Source organism: Candidatus Rokuibacteriota bacterium, assembly GCA_016188005.1.
Classification (GTDB): domain Bacteria; phylum Methylomirabilota; class Methylomirabilia; order Rokubacteriales; family CSP1-6; genus UBA12499.
In genome coordinates this window covers 1-18,392 of sequence record JACPIQ010000098.1, presented here as the reverse complement: position 1 = coordinate 18,392, position 18,392 = coordinate 1, and the positions used below count along the sequence as shown (strand labels likewise).

The window sequence follows — 18,392 nt, the reverse complement described above, 5'->3', positions numbered from 1 at the left end:
GCGTCGATGCGAACCCCGTACCAGCCCCGGAACGTCCGGAATATCCTCTGCATCTTCGCCCGCTACACGCCCTCGTTCGGCACGTTCCACCACGCTTACCCGCTGCTGCGCAGCGTCCGCGCGTTCATGCCGCCCCAGGGCCTCCTCGTCGTGGCCGCGTACCTTCCCGAGGCCTGGGGCGTGCGCTTCGTGGACGAGAACGCGCGCCCGGCCGCCGAGGACGACTTCCGCTGGGCGGACGCAGTGTTCGTCTCCGGGATGCACGTGCAGCGCCCCCACATCGAGGGCATCATCCGGCGCGCGCACTCCGTCGGGCGGCTCGTGGCGTTGGGCGGGCCCTCGGTGTCGGCCTGCCCGGAGATGTACCCCGATGCGGATGTCCTGCACGTGGGAGAGCTCGGGGACGCGACGGACCGGCTGATCGAGCTGGTCGACGTCGGCGGCGGGCGCCCGGCCGAGCCGATCGTGCTGACGACGCGGGAGCGCCTGCCGCTGGCCGCCTTCCCGATGCCCGCCTACCACCTGGTCTCGATTCCGGAGTACTTCCTGGGCAGCATCCAGTTCTCGAGCGGCTGTCCCTATCAACATCCTCTATGCCCTGCCGAAGACGCCACTGTGGGCGCGGCTCGCGCGCGCGGGCCGGCTGCGCGAGGAGGCAGGCCGCGAATCCAACGTGGACTTCCTCCTGCCGTATGACACCGTGCTGGACATGTGGCGGCGCTGCATCCAGACGGCGTACGAGGCCGAGTTCCTCTACGCGCGGTACGCCCATACCCAGGCGCACACGTTCCGCCGCCGCAAGCGATACCCGGTGGACCTGCGCCGGCTGAGCCCCCGCAGCATTGGGCGCGGCCTCGGCGTTCTCGGGCGCCTCTTCTGGCACCTCGGCGTCCGCGGCGACTACCGGCGGCCCTTCTGGCGGATGGCCGTCCGGATGCTCGCTGCGGGCCGCGTCGAGCAGTTCGTCCACAGCGCGCTCGTGAGCCACCACCTCATACAGTTCACGCGCGAGTGCCTCGCCGGCATGCCCGAGTCCTCGTTCTACGCCCCGGCGCGGGTCGTGACCGCCGTGAACGCCGACGCGTAGGCACGGAGCCCGATCCACGGTGCGAGCGGGTCACGAGCCGGGCGGCCGTCGCCACGGGGCGGGGTAGCCGTCGTGTTCGCCGCGTGGGGTCTTCTCGTCCACCGCTACCGCTGGCCGATCCTCGTCCTCGCCGCGCTCTCGCTGCTCCCGTCGGCGTGGCTCGCCACGCGCGCGGGTCGCTTCGACAACAACCCGCTGCCGCGGGGGACCGAGTCCCGCCGCGCGCTCGACCTCATCACGCTCGAGCTGCCGCGCCGGCCCGCGTCGTTCGGCCTCATCCTGAGCAGCGGCTCCCTCGCCGCGGGCGCGCCGGCCTTCCGCGAGGCCGTCGAGCGCGCCATTGCGCCGCTCCGGAGCGACCCGCGTGTCGTCCGCCTCCGGACCCCGTGGGAGGGCGAGATCCCGGCCGCCCGGTCGGTCTCCCGCGACGGGCGGCGTGTCCTCGTCACCGTGGAGCTCCGGGGCGGGCCGGGGGCGTCGGTGGCGGTCGGGGCGGGGGAAAGCGGCGAGTACGCGGACCTGCGCGCGCGCGTCCATTCCGACGCGCTCGTGGTGCTGCCCGTGGGTGGTCTGGCGCTCGACCACGACTTCACGGAGACGGCACGCCGCGCGATCGGACGTGCCGAGCGGGTGATCTGGCCGGTGGTGCCTCCGCTCCTCGTGCTCGTCTTCGGCTCGGTGATCGCTGCCGTGCTCCCGCTCGGCGTGGGGATCCTCGGGGTGGCGGGCGGCATGGCGGCGACCCTCGCCCTCTCCCACGTGACTCCCGTCTCGATCTACGCCGTCAACGTCGTCTCGATGATCGGCTTCAGCGTGGCGGTCGATTACTCGCTCTTCGTGGTCAGCCGGTTCCGGGACGAGCTCGGCCGCCACCGGCCCCCCGAAGCCCTCGCGCGCACGCTGGCGACCGCGGGACGCGCCGTGTTCTTCTCGGGCGTGACGGTCGCGATCGGGCTGCTCGGCATGCTTGTCCTGGACGTGCCGAGCCTCGGCTCCATGGGTCTCGCCGGCACCGCCGTCGTGACCCTGGCCGTGCTCTTCGCCCTGACATTCCTTCCCGCGCTCCTCGCCATCCTCGGGCCGCGCGTGGACGCGCTCCGGCTCCCCTTCCTGCGTCCCGAGCAGTCGGAGTGGAGCCGGCGCGCCTGGGGCGGTCTCGCCGCCGCCGTGATGGCGCACCCGTGGCGCGTGCTGGTCCCGGTGGCGCTGGGCCTGCTCCTCGTCGGCTCGCCCTTCTTGCGCTTGCGCGTCGGCGCGAGCGACGCGACGGCGCTTCCGCCCACCGTGGAGTCCCGGAGAGGCGAGGAGCTGTTGCGCCGCGAGTTCGCTGCGGGCGGGGCCACGCAGGTCGTCGTGGTGCTCCACCATCCCGATGGCAGGGCGCTCGGGGCCGAGCGGATCGGGCGGGCTCACGCGGTGAGCCGCTGGCTCGCCGGGCTTCCCGGGGTGAGCCGCGTGGAGAGCCTCGTGGATCTCGACCCGCGAATGACCCTCGAGCAGTACCGCCAGCTCGCGGCCGCGCCCCCCGCGCTCTTGCCGCCCGAGCTCCGCGCGGCGCGCGAGCGGACGGCCAGCGACCGCCTCCTCGTCCTGGTCGCCTCCAGCGGGCTCCGCGCCGGTTCCGAGGCGGCGCAGGAGCTGGTGCGGACGATTCGCCGCGCGCATCCGCCCGTCGAGGGCGAGCTCCTCGTGACCGGCCAGACCGCGCTCGACCTCGACACCGCGACGGCCTTGGTGCGCCGGGTGCCGCTGGCGGTGGGCGTGATCATGGGCGCCACCTACGTGGTGCTCGTGCTCCTCCTGGGCTCCCTCCTCCTGCCGCTGAAGGCCGTCGTGATGAACCTGCTGTCCATCAGCGCCTCGTACGGCGCGCTGGTGTGGATCTTCCAGGACGGCCACCTCGCCGCCTGGCTCGGGTTCACGCCGGGGCCCATCGAGACCCTGACGCCGATCCTCATGTTCTGCGTCATGTTCGGCCTGTCGATGGACTACGAGGTGTTCCTCCTGAGCCGGGTTCGCGAGGAGTACGAGCGGACGGGCGACAACGTCCAGGCGGTGGCCCGGAGCCTCGAGGTCAGCGGCCGGCTGATCACCGGCGCAGCGGCGATCATGGCTGTGGTGTTCTTCGCCTTCGGCGCCGCCGACATGGTCCCCATCCAGGCGATCGGCATCGGCATGGGGATCGCGGTCGTGGTGGACGCGACCATCGTGCGCGCGCTCCTCGTGCCCGCGACGATGCGGCTCCTCGGCAACTGGAACTGGTGGGCGCCCGGTCCGCTGGCCCGCCTGCATCGGCGCGTCGGCCTCGGCGAGCCCGACTGACGCCCGCACGGCCGGGCCCACCGGCCCCGCCCTCGCGGAGCGGGGGGCGGGGCGACGTTGCGCGGCGAAACGAAAGGCGCTAGCTTACGGCACTGTGACCCGCTCCGCGCGGCTCGGTATCGAGAGGCTCTCCACGCCGGCGCGGATCCTCATCCTCGGCGCCGGCGGGCGGGACTTCCACAACTTCAACGTGCTGTATCGGGACGACCCCGGGGCGACGGTGGTGGCCTTCACCGCCGCGCAGATCCCCGGCATCGGCGGCCGCCGCTACCCCGCCGCCCTTGCCGGCCCGCGCTACCCCGAGGGTATCCCCATCGAGGACGAGGCGAGCCTGGAGGCCCTGTGCCGGCGCGAGCGGATCACCCAGGTGGTCTTCGCCTACAGCGATGTCTCGCACGCGGAGGTGATGCACCTCGCCTCGCGGGCGCTGGCGGCGGGCGCCGACGTCGTGCTCCCGGGGCCCGATCGCACGATGCTCCGCGCGCCCGTCCCCGTCATCGCCATCTCGGCGATTCGCACCGGCTGCGGGAAGTCCCAGACCGCCCGCTGGCTCGGACGCCGGCTCCGGGCGCGGGGCCTGCGCGTGGCCGTGCTCCGCCACCCGATGGCCTATGGCGATCTCGAGCGCCAGCGCGTCCAGCGCTTCGCCTCGGGCGCCGACCTCGACGCGGCCGGCTGCACCGTGGAGGAGCGCGAGGAGTACGAGCCGCATCTGGCTGCAGGCAACGTGGTCTTCGCCGGCGTGGACTACGCCGCCATCGTGGCCCTGGCCCAGCGCGAGGCCGACCTCATCGTCTGGGACGGCGGCAACAACGACTTCCCCTTCATCAGGCCCGATCTCCACATCGTGATGGCCGATGCGCTGCGCCCCGGTCAGGCGGCCGCCTACCACCCCGGCGAGGCCGTCCTCCGCATGGCGGACGTGGTGGTGGTGAACAAGGTGGACGTCGCCGCCGCGGCCGACGTGGAGCGTGTGGTGGACGAGGTGCGCGCGGTCAATCCGCAGGCGCCCGTGGTGCGCGCGGCCTCGCCGGTGCGCCTCGACGACCCCGGGCGCGTGCAGGGCCGGCGCGTCCTGGTGGTCGAGGACGGTCCCACCATCACCCACGGGGGCATGGCCTGGGGCGCCGGCTTCGTGGCCGCCACCCGCGGCGGCGCGGCGGCCGTGATCGATCCGCGGGAGAGCGCCCATCCCGACATCGTCGTCGTCTTCGCCCGGTATCCGCACATCGGCCGCGTCCTGCCGGCCGTCGGGTACGGTGCGGCCCAGCTCGAGGCGCTCCGCGAGACCATCAACGGCTCGGCGGCCGAGGTGGTCGTCGCCGCCACGCCCATCGACCTCGCCGCGCTGATCCGGATCGACAAGCCGGTGGTGCGGGCGCGCTACGAGTATGCCGATGCCGGCGAGCCGACCCTGGGCGCCCTCGTGGACCGCTTCCTCGCCGGGGGCGGCGCGCCCGGGGCCCGTCCGTGAGCCCGCCTGGCGCCGCGCCGCTCCACGTGGTGGCGCTCGGCGGCAACGCCATCTGCCCGCCGCGTGGCGATCTCGCGCTGGCCACCGAGCGCGCCCTCGTCCACGACGCGGTTGCCGAGCTGGCCGCCCTGGCCCGGGGCGGCGCGCGGCTGCTCGTCGTCCACGGCAACGGGCCCCAGGTGGGACGGCTCCTCGGCGCTCCCGGCCTCGGCGACCCCGAGAGCCTGGATGTGCACGTGGCCCAGACCCAGGGCGAGTTGGGCTATCTCCTGGCCGAGGCGCTGGACTGCCGGCTCGGCGGCGACGTCTGCGCCGCGCTCGTCACCCGCGTCCTGGTGGACGAGGAGGACCCCGCGTTCGCCGCTCCCAGCAAGCCGGTGGGAGCGGTGCTCGCGGAGCCGCCCGCCGGGCTTCCGGCGGTGAGGACGCCAGACGGCCGCGGCTGGCGGCGGGTGGTGGCCTCACCGCGACCGGTGGCCGTGGTCGAGGAGGCCGCCATCGCCACCCTCCTCCGGAGTCATCACGTCGTGGCGGGCGGTGGGGGTGGCGTGGCGCTGACCTGTGCCGGCGCTTCGCGCCGGCCGCGCCCGGCCGTGATCGACAAGGACTGGGTGGCGGGGCTCCTGGCGGCGGCGCTGGGCGCCGAGCGGCTGCTCTTCGTCACGGACGTCTCGCATGCCTTCGACCGCTTCGGCCGCGCCGGCCAGGCGGAGATCCATGTCATGAGCGTGGCGGAGGCCCGAGCGCGCCTCGCCGCCGGCGTCTTCGCCCCCGGCTCCATGGCGCCGAAGGTGGAGAGCGCCGCGGACTTCGTGGAGAGCTCCCGGCGCGAGGCCATCATCACCACCATCGGCTCGATGGAGGCGTCCCTCCGGGGCGCTGCCGGGACGACCATCCGTCCCTGAGCGGCGGGGCGCATTGACAAGGGCGGAGGCCGGGACGGAGCTGGACCCGTGGCTCGCGGTGGCGCCGGGGACGGCCATCACGGTGGCGGTCCTGGGCTTCAATCTCTTCGGCGACGGGCTCCGCGACGCGCTCGACCCGCGCCTGCGCGGCATCGGCTAGGCGCGCTCGCCGAGCCCCTTCAGGAACTCCGCGTTCGTGGCGGTGAGGCGGAGGCGATCGAGCAGGATCTCCATGGCCTCGACGGGCTTGCGGCCGGAGAGGGCGCGGCGCAGCAGCTGGATGCGTCGCAGCTCCTCCTCGGCGAAGAGCAGCTCCTCGTGGCGCGTGCCGGAGCGGAGGAGATCGAAGGAGGGAAAGACGCGCCGGTCGGCCAGCTCGCGGCTCAGGTGCAGCTCCATGTTCCCGGTGCCCTTGAACTCCTCGAAGATGATCTGGTCCATGCGGGAGCCGGTGTCCACGAGCGCCGTGCCCACGATGGTGAGCGAACCGCCCTCCTCGGCCTTCCGGGCCGCGCCGAAGAAGGTGCGCGGCATCAAGAAGGCACGGCTGTCGATGCCGCCCGACATGGTGCGCCCGCGGGAGGTGAGCTGGTTGTTGTAGGCGCGCGTCATCCGTGTGAGGGAGTCGAAGAGGATGAGGACGTCGCGCTTGTGCTCCACGACCATCCGCTTGGCTCGATCGAGGACCTCCTCGGTGATCGCGATGTGGCGCGCCCAGGGATTGTCGTTGCTCGAGGCGACGACCTCCGCCCCCGTCTTGCCGAGCATCATCCGGAAGTCGGTGACCTCCTCGGGCCGCTCGTCCACCAGCAGGACGATGACGGCCACGTCCGGATGATTGGCCAGGACGGCCCGGGCGATCTGCTGGAGGAGCATGGTCTTGCCGGTACGCGGCGGGGCCACGATGAGCCCCCGCTGCCCCTTGCCGATGGGCGTGAACATGTCCATCACGCGCATGGACAGCTCGGTGGGCGCGGTCTCCAGCCGCAGGCGCTCGTTGGGCTGGATGGCGGTGAGTTTCTCGAAGGCGGCGGTGGTCGCCACGGAGGCGGCAGGCGGGCGCGGGACAGGCCTGGGGTGCGCCCCCTCGGGCGGGCGCCGGCCCTGCGTCCCGGGCCCCGAGGGCGGTCGCCCCCGGCGGAATCGTCGGCTCACGAAGGGATCCTCGTCAGGCTCATGGTGACGTCATGCGACGTCCGTCGTCCCTCGCAGTCGGTGGAAGTCGAGGGGGCTTGACTCACCCCGCCGGCTGGGCTGGGGCGGTGAGTCGAGCCGCACCGGCGAGGGCGACACGTCGGGCCCCGGTGGATCCAGGGGCTACTTGCATACTACCGCAATCTCTCGCCCCGCCGCCTCGTCTACTTGCGGGGGCAGGGGCCAGCCCTCAGCGCTCCGACCGGCAGGCGCCGCTGCGCCCAGGGTCGGGGGGCGGGCCCGGCCGCCTCCTGCGGGGCCCGAGCGGGTTCCCCGGGGCCCGCGAGCGCCTCTCGCCCGTCCCTCCCGGCGGTGTTTCCGCGTCGAGCCTGTGGTCGTCTCACCCGAGCCCGTGGGCGAAGGCCTGGAGGTTCTTCTCCGTGACGGGCGTTCCGGGGCCGAAGCGCTCGGCGATGACGCGGCGCCACACCTCGTCGCCGAAGGGCAGGCAGCGGGCGGCCAGGCCCAGCAGCGCCATGCCGCCGGCCTGCTTGAAGCGCAGGCGCTCTGCCAGGGCCACGGTGTCCACCAGCCTCACTCCCGGGACGGCCTCGAGGGCGGCGAGGAGCTTGCCCTCGTCGGGGTAGTCGGGCAATGTCCGGACCGGCTCCCGCGACACGAAGAGGAGCGCGTCGCTCCGGAGGAAGGGGAGATAGCGGAGCGCCTCCAGCGGCTCCAGCGCGATCAGGAGGTGGCTCGAGGCTTCCATGGCGGCCGGCGTGAGGATCGCGTCCCGCGAGAGGCTCAGATAGGCGTAGACCGTCCCGCCGCGCTGGCTCATCCCGTGGATCTCGGACTGCAGCGCCTGGTAGCCCGAGCGCCGGGCCACCTCCATGATCATCTGCGCCAGCGTCAGCGTTCCCTGGCCGCCGACCCCGACCAGGATCAGGCGACAGGGATCGTGGGCCAGGTCAGCCACGGGCGGCTTCCCGCACGGACAGATCATGCTCGCGGTTGACGCCCTTGCGGGAGGCCTGGACGCATTCCCGGCGGCAGATGACCACGCTGGGCCCCTCGTGGCGCAGGGCCGCCTCGATCACGGCGGCGTTGTCGGCATGGCGCCTCGCCAGCGGCACGATCGTGTGCACGTGGGCCGGGTCCATGCCGAGTCCCGTGACGATCCGCTCGAGGCTGTCCACGGTCTCGACCGGCTGCTGGCCGGTCATGCCGGTGGCGCGGTTGTCCATGATGAGGAGCGTCAGGTTGGCCCTGGCCCGGGCGAAGGAGGTGAAGCCGGGGAGCCCGGAGTGGACGAAGGTGGAGTCGCCGATCACCGCCACCCCCGGCTGGAGACCGGCGAAGGCGGCTCCCAGCGCCATGCCCACGGAGGCGCCCATCTCGACGCAGGCGTGCATGGCGTCGTAGGGGGCCCCGGCGGCCAGGGCGTAGCAGCCGATGTCGCCGAAGATACGCGTCCCGGCGGCCCCCACGCGCCCGAGAGCCTCCTTGAGGGCCACGACAGCGTCCACGTGGCCGCAACCCTCGCAGAAGCGTGGAGGGCGCGGCGGCACGGACAGCGTCACGGGGGCCTTGCCCGCCGGGTGCTCGATCCCGAGCACATCGCGCACCTGCGAGGCGCTCAGTTCCCCCGTCGGCGAGAGGGTCCGGTCCCGCCGGCCGTGCACGGCCACGCCGGCCGCGTGGTTGCGCAGCAGGTCCTCGACGTACGGGTAGTCCTCCTCGAAGACGAAGATCTCGTCGGCTTGCCCGAGGAAGCGGTCGATGAGATCGGCGCCGAGGGGCAGGCCGCTCACCTCGAGCCGCGGCCAGTCGAGGAGCCGGGGGGCCTCGCGGGCCAGCTCGAAGAAGAGCGCCCGGCCGAGCCCCGCGAGGGCCAGCCCGCGACGCGCGGCCCCCGGGACGAGCCGGTTGTAGGGGGAGATCTCGGCCAGGAGCGGCCCGAGCTTCTGCTTGAGCCTCTGGTACTGGGCGCGGGCATTGGCGGGCGCCAGGATCCAGCCGGGGACCTCCGATGGATGGGGCAAGCCGACGCTCGACACAGGATCCGGGGCGCGACGCGCCACGCTCCCGCGACAATGCGCCAGTCGCGTGACCAGCCGCAGCATCACCGGCAGCTTCAGGCGCTCGGAGAGGCCATAGGCCTCCCGGGTGTAGTCGTAGGCCTCCTGCCCTGTCGCGGGCTCGAGACACGGGACATGGGCGAAGTCGGCCAGGTAGCGGCTGTCCTGCTCGTTCTGGCTGCTATGCATGCCGGGGTCGTCGGCCACCAGCAGCACGAAGCCGCCCTGCACCCCGGTGAGCGCCGAGTTCACGAAGGCGTCCATGGCCACGTTGAGCCCCACGTGCTTCATGGTCACGAGCGTGCGGTAGCCGGCGTAGCTCACCCCGAGGCCGAGCTCGTAGGCGACCTTCTCGTTGGCGGCCCAGTGCGCCCTGCGCCCGGCATTCTCGGCGCGGATCAAGAGCTCCGCGCGCTCGAAGCCCTCGGTGGACGGCGTGCCCGGATAGCCGAACACGGCCTTGATGCCGGCGTCGAAGGCCGCATAGGCGACGGCCTCGACACCGAGCGCGACGACCTCGGCCTGACTCCATCCGGTGTCCATGCAGCACCTCCCAGAGGGTGGGCCCGGGCGGGGGGCGACGGACGAGCGCCCCATGTCGCCACGTTAGCGCACTGCCGGCGACAGAAGATTGCGAAATAGGATGCCGACGAGGGCATTCATGCCTCTGGATTGCGCAAATGATGCCAAAGATGGCCGGAGCCGTCGTCGCGCACCCGCCTCGCCGCCGTTCTCCGCGGTCGATCCTGGGGTATGCTCGGCGGCGGGATGACCATGCCTCAGGAGATCCTCGTCGTGGAGGACGAGCCGGACATCCGAAAGCTGATCGTGCTGCACCTGGAGCGAAGCGGGTTCCGGTGCCGGACGGCCGCCACCGGTCCCGAGGCCCTGAGCGCGGCCAGGGGCCGGCCGCCCCATCTGGTCGTCCTCGACCTCATGCTCCCTGAGCTCGACGGCCTCGAGGTGTGCCGCCGCCTCCGCGCCGACCCGGCGACCGAGCGCATCCCGATTGTCATGCTGACGGCGCGCGCGGACGAGATCGACCGGGTGGTCGGGCTCGAGCTGGGGGCCGACGACTACGTCGCGAAGCCCTTCTCGCCGAAGGAGCTGGTGGCCCGGGTCCGCGCGGTGCTGCGGCGGGCGGAGCCCCAGGAGACCGGGCGGGTGCTGATGGCCGGCAGGGTGCGGCTGGACGCGGGGCGCCACGGGGTGGAGGTCGATGGACAGCCGGTGGAGCTGACCCCGAAGGAGTTCGACCTGCTCCAGGCCCTTCTCGGGTCGGCGGGGCGGGTGCTCTCGCGCGAGCATCTGCTGAACGGGGTCTGGGGCTATGCGCGGGCCGACGAGATCGAGTCCCGCACCGTGGACGTCCACGTGAGACGGCTCCGGGCCAAGCTCGGCGGCGAGGGCCGACGCATCGTCACCGTCAAGGGCATCGGCTACCGGCTCGACCCCGACTGAGGCGCAGAATGGTCCGCTGGCTCGTCCGCCTCGTCCGCGGCCGCATCGCAGTGAAGCTCACCCTGACCCTGGTGGGCTTCGTCGCCGTCACCGTCTTCGCCGCCGATCTCTATCTGAGCCGGGCCCTCCAGGCCTTCGCGGTGGAGTCGCTGGAGACCCGGCTGGAGCTGGCCGCGCGCCTCCTGCACGACGAGGCCCGGGCCGTCGCCGCCGGCCGCGCGGCGCCCGCCATGCGCGCCTTCGCGCTGCGGGCGGCGCGCCCCACCGCAGCGCGGGTGACGCTCGTCGCCCCGGACGGAACCGTCCTCGCGGACTCCGAGGTCGAGCCCGGCGACCTGGCGCGGCTCGAGAACCACGGGAGCCGGCCAGAGGTCCGCGAGGCCCTGCGCGGTCGCCCCGGCCGCGACCTGCGCACGAGCGCCACCCTCGGAGCCCCGCTGCTCTATGTCGCCATCCCGGTCGGTGAGCCCGGCCGCGTGAGCGCCGTCCTCCGCCTCGCGCTGCCGCTGCCCGAGGTGACGGCCTCCTTCGCCGCGCTGTACCGGATCATGGCCGCCGGGGCGCTCGTCACGCTGGCCGTGGCCGCCGGCATCGGCCTCTTCGTCGCCGGACGGGTCACCCGCCCGCTCATCGAGATGCAGTCCATCGCCCGGCGGATGGCCGAGGGCGACTCGGCGCTGCGCGCTCCGGCGCGCTCGCCGGATGAGATCGGCGCGCTCGGCCGGGCGCTGAACCGCATGATGGCGGGGCTCACCGAGAGGCTCGAGGCGCTCGAGGCGGAGCGGGCGAAGGTCACGGCCATCCTCGAGGGGATGGTCGAGGGCGTCATGGCGGTGGACGGCCAGGGATGCATCCTCTGGATGAACGAGCGGGCGCGTGTCCTGGCCGGTGTCGGGGCCGGGCCGGTCGAGGGCAGGCCGCTCCTGGAGGCGGTCCGCAACGCGGATCTCCACGAGATCGCCCGGGAGGCCCGCGCGGCGGCCGAGGGCGTGGGGCTCCACCGCGAGCTGCGCCTCAGCCGGCTCCCGGCCCGCAGCCTCCAGGTCACCGCGGTGCCGCTGCGGCTCGGGGCCGGGGCGCCGGCTGTGGTGATGGTCTTCCACGATGTCACCGAGCTGCGCCGGCTCGAGCAGGTCCGCACGGAGTTCATCGCCAACGTGTCCCACGAGATGCGGACGCCCCTGACCGCGATCCACGGCTACCTCGAGACGCTCCTCGATGGTGGGCTGGACGACACCGAGCATGCGCGCGAATTCCTGAAGATCGCCCATCGGCACACCGAGAGGCTCGGCCGGCTGCTCGCGGATCTCACGGACCTGTCGAACATCGAGCTGGGGAGGGTCTCGCTTCACCTGGCGCCGGTGGCGCTGGGAGACGTCGTCGAGTCGGTGTTCGGCATCATCGGCCCGAAGGCTCGGGCCGGGCGTGTCCCGTTGGGCGTCCGGCTGCCGGCCGACCTGCCGCTGGTTCGGGCGGATCGGGATCGGCTCGCCCAGGTTCTGCTCAACCTCGTGGACAATGCGGTGAAGTACAGCGCCGCGGACGGGCGCGTGACGGTGGAGGCGGCGGCGACCGTGGAAGGGATGGTCGCCGTGACGGTCTCGGACACCGGCATCGGCATCCCGCCGGCTGATCTCCCCCGCATCACGGAGCGCTTCTACCGGGTGGACAGGGCGCGTTCGCGCGAGCTGGGCGGGACGGGGCTCGGGCTTGCCATCGTGAAGCACCTGGTGCAGGCCCACGGCGGCGAGCTTCGCATCGACAGTCGGCCCGGCGAGGGGACGGTGGTCGTCTTCACGCTGCCGACCAGCCCGGAAGGTGCGTCAATCCCTCAGGACGACATCGGTCAGGAGATCGATGCGGCCGAAGGAGGCCATGGCGGCCCCCCGGAGAAGTCGCCCACGTAGTTGAAGGTCCCCATACCCGCGGCCGCCTCCGCCGCGCGGCCCAGCGTTTACGCAGAATTTACCCCGCCGTCATCAAGGCGTCACCCGGGCGGCAGAGACTCGGCCGCGATGGCTCGGAACGGCCGTTAACACGAATGTAACGTGGCGGTCATGTGTTCGAAACACAGGCAGGGCACACTGAAGATCATGAACAAGGAGACAGGAATGAGAAAGCGCGCAATCTTCACGGCAGCCGTGGCGGCCGTCACCCTCGCGGCAGGGTATGCGGGGGCCAGCGGCCCGCCCAAGCTCGACCCCGCGCTGCCGGCCTACAAGGCGGTGAGCGGGGTCAGCGGCAACCTCTCCAGCATCGGCTCGGACACGCTCAACAACCTGATGACGCTGTGGGCCGAGAGCTTCAAGAAGTTCTACCCCAGCGCCAGGATCCAGATCGAGGGGAAGGGGTCATCCACGGCCCCGCCCGCGCTCATCTCGGGCACGGCCCAGCTCGGCCCCATGTCGCGCGAGATGAAGGGCACCGAGGTGGACGGCTTCGAGAAGAAGTACGGCTACAAGCCGACGCCGATTCGCACGTCGGTGGACGCTCTCGGCGTCTTCGTGAACAAGGACAACCCCATCAAGTGCATGACGATCCCCCAGCTGGACGCGGTGTTCTCCAAGTCGCGCCGGCACGGCCACAAGGAAGACATCAGGACCTGGGGTCAGCTCGGCCTCACGGGCGAGTGGGCGTCGAAGCCGATCAGCCTCTACGGCCGCAACTCGGCCTCCGGGACCTACGGCTTCTTCAAGGAACACACCCTCGAGAACGGCGACTACAAGGACCAGGTGAAGGAGCAGCCCGGCTCGGCCTCGGTGGTCCAGGGCGTGACCGTGGACCGCTTCGCCATGGGCTACAGCGGGATCGGGTACGCCACCGCCGGGGTCCGCGCCGTCCCGCTGGCGGCCAAGGAAGGCGCCAGGTGCTACGACGCGGACCCGGATAACGCCTACGCCGGCACCTACCCGCTGTCGCGATTCCTCTTCGTCTACGTCAACAAGGCGCCGGGCAAGGCGCTGGAGCCGGTGACGCGGGAGTTCGTCAAGCTCATCCTGTCACGGGAGGGCCAGGCGGTCGTCATCAAGGACGGTTACTTCCCGATCCCGGCCGGGATCGCCAGGGAAGAGCTGAACAAGGTCCAGTAGGTGGCGAGCCATGCCGAAGCGGTGGGGACAGGCGGGCCGGCATCGCCGGCTCGCCCGCTGGTCGTCTCGCGGGCCCGCACGAGCCGGCGCATCGCGCTCGACCGCTGGGCCTCGCGCCTCGTCGTCTCCGGCGGCATCATCATCATCGCCTCCATTCTCGCCATCCTCCTCGTCATCGTCGGGGAGGTGTACCCGCTCTTCAAGGCGCCGACCGCCTCGCTCCTCGGCACGTACCGGGCCATGGAGGGGGCGTCGTTGGTACCCGCTCCGGGTGAGGGGGCGGGGGTGGACGAGTATCGCGAGATCGCCTATGCCGTGACCTCCGCGGGCACGCTCCAGCTCGTCTCCCTGAAGGGCAAGGGGGCTCTGCCTCCGGTGCCCGTCCCGGGACTCGGCGGCTCGGCCGTCACGACCGTGGCTGCGGCCGGGAACGGGCGGCACCTCATCGGCTCAGCCGACGGCCGGGCCATCCCGCTCGAGATGAAGTTGGACGTCGCCTTCAAGGACGGGCTGCGAACGGTGACGCCGCAGCCGATCTTCGGCGAGCCCGTGGCGCTCGATCCGGAGCGCAACCGGCCAGTGCGCCGGCTGGCCTTCGCGGAGACGGGGACGGGAACGTTGACGGTGGCCCAGGTGGGCCCCACGGAGCTGGTGCTGCATTCGGTCGTGGAGAAGAAGGCGCTGATCGGCGGAAGCCGGCGCGAGGAATCCCTCACGACGCTTGCCGTCTCCGTGGACGGGGAGACCACGGCCTTGAGGCTCGACGGCCGGGGCGAGGACCTGTTCATCGGCACCTCCCGCGGCTGGGTCCTCCGCTACGACATGCGCGACCGGGAGAGCCCGACGGTCAGAGAGGCCATCCCCGTGGGCGAGGCTCAGGACACGCCGGTCACCGCGCTCGCGTTCCTGATCGGCCACCGCACGCTCGTGGTCGGCGATGCGAAAGGACGGGTGTCCACCTGGCAGGTGGTCCCGCCTGCGCAGGGGGGCGAGCGGAGGCTCACGCGCATCCACGAGTTCACCCCGCACCGAGGTCCCGTCGTGGCCATCAGCGCCTCGAAACGGGACAAGGGGTTCGTCACGGCGGACGCCTCCGGTCAGCTTCACATCAACTACGGAACCTCCGGCAAGACCCTGCTCTCCCCGCGCGCGCCGGCCGGCGACCTCCGGACCGTGGTCTTCTCCCCCAAGACCGACGGCATCCTGGGGGTGGACGGCACGGGCCGGTGGTCGCACTGGGAGGTGGACAACCCCCACCCGGAGATCACGCTCAAGACGGTGTTCGGGAAAGTCTGGTACGAGGGCTACTCGGCGCCGGAGCACGTCTGGCAGTCCACGGGCGGTACCGACGACTTCGAGGCGAAGTTCAGCCTGACACCGCTGATCTTCGGGACGCTGAAGGGCACCATCTACGCGCTGCTCTTCGCGGTCCCGCTGGCGCTGCTCGCCGCGACCTACGTGAGCGAGTTCATGCACCCGACCGTCAAGGGGTACGTCAAGCCGGTCGTCGAGATCATGGCGGCCCTGCCGAGCGTCGTCCTCGGCTTCCTCGCCGGACTCTGGCTGGCCCCGATGATCGAGCGCATCGTGCCGGGCCTGTTCCTGCTGCCGCTCGTCCTGCCCGTGTGCATCCTCGCCGCCTTCGTGGCCTGGGGCGGCCTGCCCGCGGCGGTGCGCGGCCGCTTCAAGACGGGGACGGAGGTGTTCCTCCTCCTGCCCGTGGTGGTGGTCGGGGCGTGGGCGGCATTCGCGCTCGGGGGCGCCATCGAGGCGACCCTGCTCGGCGGCAACTACCGCGGGTGGCTGCTCTCCGCGCTCGGGCTCACCTACGATCAGCGCAACTCGCTCGTCGTCGGCGTGGCCATGGGCTTCGCCGTGGTCCCGATCATCTTCACCATCGCCGAGGACTCGCTGGCCAATGTGCCCCAGCATCTGCGGGCGGGCTCGCTCGCGCTGGGCGCCACGCGCTGGCAGACCGCGCTGCGCATCGTCCTGCCCACGGCCAGCCCGGGGATCTTCTCGGCGATCATGATCGGGTTCGGGCGCGCGGTGGGCGAGACCATGATCGTGCTCATGGCCACCGGCAACACCCCGGTGATGGACTGGAGCATCTTCAACGGGTTCCGGGCGCTGTCGGCCAACATCGCGGTGGAGCTGCCCGAGGCGCCGGAGGGCGGGACGCTCTTCCGGGTCCTCTTTCTCGCCGCCTTCCTCCTCTTCTGTCTCACCTTCGCCATCAACACCGTCGCCGAGCTGGTCCGCTTGAGGCTCCGGGAGAGGTACCGCTACCTGTGAGAGCGGACCTCGGCAAGACATGGCGGAGCGGCGAGCCGTTCATCTGGCTCACAGGGGGGGCGCTCGCCTTCGCCCTCCTCCTGGTCGCCGGCCTCGTCGGTCTCATCCTCGGGAACGGGCTCGGCTTCTTCTGGCCCAGCGGCGTGATCCGCCTCACGCTCGCCGACGGTAAGATCATGACGGGCCAGGTGGCGGGCCGCGAGGCCATCCCGGGCCGGCCCGGCCAGTCCCGGATCAAGCTCAAGGTGGCCAACCGGGATCTCTACGGGGCGGACTTCAACTGGGTGGACGAGGCGGCGATCGTCCGGCGGGAGTTCCCCCCGGATGTCGCCGTGATCGAGCGGACGGAATGGGGGCTGCTGGTCGGCACCATCAGGGAGGTCCGGGAGGGCGACGCCGTCGTGGCGACAGAGCCCGAAGGGAGCTGGCGGGAGGTGCAGACGCGGCTGCCGGAGGCGGCGCGGGTGCGCGCCGAGGTCCGCCGCATCGAGACCCGCGACATCGGCGCCATCAACGTCGCCCAGGAGAGGACCCGCCTCCGACTGAAGACCCTCGACCGGAAGGGGATCACGAGCGGGCCCGACGTGGAGGCCCTGCAGCAGGAGATGGCGGCGCTCCAGCTCCGCTACACGGAGCAGGCGAGGCGCCTCGGCGAGCTCCGCGAGCGGCAGGGGGCGAGCGTCGTGGTGGCGGCCGACCAGGGCCAGGAGAAGGCCTTGCCGCTGGCGCAGGTGTTCGACGTCTACTTCCCGAACCGCATGAGCGGGTCCGCCAAGCTCCGGCACTACGGGGCCAGGGTCTGGGAATTCGTCTCCGACGAGCCGCGCGAGTCCAATACCGAGGGCGGCGTGTTCCCGGCCATCTTCGGGACGGTCATGATGGTGATGATCATGAGCGTGCTCGTCACGCCGCTCGGTGTGCTCGCCGCCTTCTACCTGCGCGAGTACGCCAAGCAGGGGCCCTTCGTGAGCGCCGTGCGCATCGCGGTGAACAACCTGGCCGGGGTGCCCTCCATCGTCTTCGGGATCTTCGGCGTGGGCTTCTTCATCTACATCGTGGGGGGCTCCCTCGACCGGCTCTTCTATCCCGATGCCCTGCCCACGCCGACCTACGGCACCGGCGGCATTCTCTGGGCGTCGCTGACCCTGGCGCTGCTCACGGTGCCGGTCGTGATCGTCGCCACCGAGGAGGGGCTCGCCGCCGTCCCGCGGGGGGTGCGGGAGGCCTCCCTCGCGCTGTCGGCGACCAAGCTCGAGACGACGCTGCGGGTGGTGCTGCCCGCGGTGATGCCCTCCATCCTGACCGGGCTCATCCTGGCCATGGCACGAGCGGCGGGGGAGGTGGCGCCGCTGATGATCACCGGGGTGGTGAAGCTGGCGCCCGCGCTCCCCATCGACGACCTCTGGCCATTCCTGCACCTGGACCGGAAGTTCATGCACCTGGGCTTCCACATCTACGACGTGGGCTTCCAGTCGCCCAACGTGGATGCGGCGCGCCCGATGGTGTTCGCCACGACGCTCCTGCTCCTCGGCCTCGTGGTGCTGCTCAATCTCTTCGCCATCAACATGCGCAACCGCCTCCGCCGCACGTACGCGACCGTGGCGGTGTAGCGGGGCCAGCATGCCCCAGGAGGCGCTCATGGCCGGCACTGTGGAGCTCGCGGCGAACCTGAACCCCCGGGCGCAGGCCGCGTCGACCCTGGAGAGCCCCATGGTCGAGATCGACCGGCTCTCGCTCTACTACGGGACCAAGCTCGCCCTCAAGGACGTCTCCATGTCCATTCCCAAGCACCGGGTCACCGCCTACATCGGGCCCTCCGGCTGCGGGAAGACCACGCTGCTTCGCTGCATCAACCGGATGAACGACCTCGTGGACGGCGTGCGCATCGTCGGGACCGTCCGGGTCGGGGGGACCGACATCTACGACCGGAGCGTGGACGTGACCGAGCTGCGGAAGCGGGTGGGGATGGTCTTCCAGAAGTCCAACCCCTTCCCCAAGTCCATCTTCGACAACGCGGCCTACGGCCCGCGGATCCTGGGCGTGAAGAGCCGGAGCGATCTCGAGGGCATCGTCGAGCGGAGCCTGCGCGCGGCCGCCCTCTGGGACGAGGTCCAGGACCGGCTTGGGGAGAGCGCGCTCGGCCTCTCCGGCGGCCAGCAGCAGCGGCTGTGCATCGCCCGCGCCATCGCCGTGGAGCCCGACGTCCTTCTCATGGACGAGCCGTGCTCCGCCCTGGACCCCATCGCCACGGCGCGCATCGAGGAGCTGATGCTCGAGCTCAAGAACAGCTACACGATCGTGATCGTGACCCACAACATGCAGCAGGCGGCCCGCGTGTCCGACTACACCGGCTTCATGCTGCTGGGCGAGCTGATCGAGTGGGGGGTCACGCGGGAGCTCTTAACCAACCCGCGCGACAAGCACACCGAGGACTACATCACCGGCCGGTTCGGATAGGACGGAGCGACGCCATGCAGCGGCACTTTCACGAGGAGCTGGAGGGGCTGAAGCAGACCCTCCTCGCCATGGGGGGGCTCGTCGAGG

12 protein-coding genes and 2 pseudogenes are annotated in these 18,392 nt (G+C 71.8%); 11 read left to right on the top strand and 3 right to left on the bottom strand.

Annotation, left to right across the window (positions count from 1 at the left end):
* Positions 1-6: 6 nt before the first annotated feature.
* From HYV93_19435 to HYV93_19415, 5 genes and pseudogenes are all read left to right on the top strand, one after another.
* A pseudogene (locus tag HYV93_19435) lies at positions 7-1,087 on the top strand (DUF4070 domain-containing protein).
* Between the two features lie 72 nt (positions 1,088-1,159).
* Positions 1,160-3,409, top strand: a complete 2,250-nt coding sequence (locus HYV93_19430; GenBank protein ID MBI2528140.1) for an MMPL family transporter — start codon at positions 1,160-1,162, stop codon at positions 3,407-3,409.
* Positions 3,410-3,527: 118 nt separating this feature from the next.
* The gene (locus HYV93_19425; GenBank protein MBI2528139.1) at positions 3,528-4,883 is read left to right on the top strand and encodes a tetraacyldisaccharide 4'-kinase; all 1,356 of its coding nucleotides are present in this window, start codon (positions 3,528-3,530) and stop codon (positions 4,881-4,883) included.
* Positions 4,880-5,788, top strand: a complete 909-nt coding sequence (locus HYV93_19420; GenBank protein ID MBI2528138.1) for a carbamate kinase — start codon at positions 4,880-4,882, stop codon at positions 5,786-5,788. The genes HYV93_19425 and HYV93_19420 overlap by 4 nt, the downstream gene beginning before the upstream one ends.
* A 46-nt stretch (positions 5,789-5,834) precedes the next feature.
* Positions 5,835-5,948, top strand: a pseudogene (locus HYV93_19415) (ABC transporter permease).
* On the opposite strand, the gene rho reads toward HYV93_19415, so the two are convergent.
* The 3 genes from rho to HYV93_19400 form a co-directional block, all read right to left on the bottom strand.
* A complete protein-coding gene (rho, locus tag HYV93_19410) occupies positions 5,945-6,943 on the bottom strand; it encodes a transcription termination factor Rho (protein MBI2528137.1) in 999 nt (332 codons plus the stop codon). The pseudogene HYV93_19415 and the gene rho sit on opposite strands and share 4 nt — an antisense overlap.
* A 379-nt stretch (positions 6,944-7,322) precedes the next feature.
* Complete coding sequence (locus tag HYV93_19405; GenBank protein ID MBI2528136.1) at positions 7,323-7,901, bottom strand: 2-oxoacid:acceptor oxidoreductase family protein; 579 nt, start codon at positions 7,899-7,901, stop codon at positions 7,323-7,325.
* Positions 7,894-9,546, bottom strand: coding sequence for an indolepyruvate ferredoxin oxidoreductase (locus HYV93_19400; protein MBI2528135.1), 1,653 nt, complete (start codon positions 9,544-9,546; stop codon positions 7,894-7,896). Before HYV93_19400 ends, HYV93_19405 begins: the two co-directional genes overlap by 8 nt.
* Positions 9,547-9,777: 231 nt before the next feature.
* Here HYV93_19400 and HYV93_19395 point away from each other — a divergent pair, with 231 nt between their 5' ends.
* From HYV93_19395 to HYV93_19370, 6 genes are all read left to right on the top strand, one after another.
* Positions 9,778-10,464 (top strand): response regulator transcription factor, encoded by a 687-nt coding sequence (locus HYV93_19395; protein MBI2528134.1) that lies wholly within the window; start codon positions 9,778-9,780, stop codon positions 10,462-10,464.
* Positions 10,465-10,472: 8 nt separating this feature from the next.
* Positions 10,473-12,371, top strand: coding sequence for a HAMP domain-containing protein (locus tag HYV93_19390; protein ID MBI2528133.1), 1,899 nt, complete (start codon positions 10,473-10,475; stop codon positions 12,369-12,371).
* Between the two features lie 204 nt (positions 12,372-12,575).
* Positions 12,576-13,553, top strand: coding sequence for a phosphate ABC transporter substrate-binding protein PstS family protein (gene pstS, locus HYV93_19385; protein ID MBI2528132.1), 978 nt, complete (start codon positions 12,576-12,578; stop codon positions 13,551-13,553).
* Positions 13,554-15,848, top strand: coding sequence for an ABC transporter permease subunit (locus tag HYV93_19380; GenBank protein MBI2528131.1), 2,295 nt, complete (start codon positions 13,554-13,556; stop codon positions 15,846-15,848).
* Positions 15,845-17,458: a phosphate ABC transporter permease PstA gene (gene pstA / locus HYV93_19375; protein ID MBI2528130.1), complete on the top strand. Its 1,614-nt coding sequence runs from the start codon at positions 15,845-15,847 to the stop codon at positions 17,456-17,458. Before HYV93_19380 ends, pstA begins: the two co-directional genes overlap by 4 nt.
* A gap of 28 nt (positions 17,459-17,486) precedes the next feature.
* Complete coding sequence (locus HYV93_19370) at positions 17,487-18,305, top strand: phosphate ABC transporter ATP-binding protein (GenBank protein MBI2528129.1); 819 nt, start codon at positions 17,487-17,489, stop codon at positions 18,303-18,305.
* Positions 18,306-18,392 lie beyond the last annotated feature (87 nt).